1 protein-coding gene is annotated in these 592 nt (G+C 52.7%); it reads right to left on the bottom strand.

Annotation, left to right across the window (positions count from 1 at the left end; translation table 11 throughout):
• Window positions 1-52 precede the first annotated feature (52 nt).
• On the bottom strand, window positions 53-592 hold a 540-nt coding region (locus tag F0Q32_RS25060), incomplete at its 5' end, for an IS6-like element IS26 family transposase (RefSeq protein ID WP_040235300.1).

The following is a 592-nucleotide window of genomic DNA, read 5'->3' as shown; positions in this document are numbered from 1 at the left end:
GGCACTGTTGCAAAGTTAGCGATGAGGCAGCCTTTTGTCTTATTCAAAGGCCTTACATTTCAAAAACTCTGCTTACCAGGCGCATTTCGCCCAGGGGATCACCATAATAAAATGCTGAGGCCTGGCCTTTGCGTAGTGCACGCATCACCTCAATACCTTTGATGGTGGCGTAAGCCGTCTTCATGGATTTAAATCCCAGCGTGGCGCCGATTATCCGTTTCAGTTTGCCATGATCGCATTCAATCACGTTGTTCCGGTACTTAATCTGTCGGTGTTCAACGTCAGACGGGCACCGGCCTTCGCGTTTGAGCAGAGCAAGCGCGCGACCATAGGCGGGCGCTTTATCCGTGTTGATGAATCGCGGGATCTGCCACTTCTTCACGTTGTTGAGGATTTTACCCAGAAACCGGTATGCAGCTTTGCTGTTACGACGGGAGGAGAGATAAAAATCGACAGTGCGGCCCCGGCTGTCGACGGCCCGGTACAGATACGCCCAGCGGCCATTGACCTTCACGTAGGTTTCATCCATGTGCCACGGGCAAAGATCGGAAGGGTTACGCCAGTACCAGCGCAGCCGTTTTTCCATTTCAGG

Source organism: Pseudocitrobacter sp. 73 (assembly GCF_008369545.1).
Taxonomy (GTDB): Bacteria; Pseudomonadota; Gammaproteobacteria; order Enterobacterales; family Enterobacteriaceae; genus Pseudocitrobacter; species Pseudocitrobacter vendiensis.
This window is presented reverse-complemented; position numbering and strand designations above follow the sequence as displayed.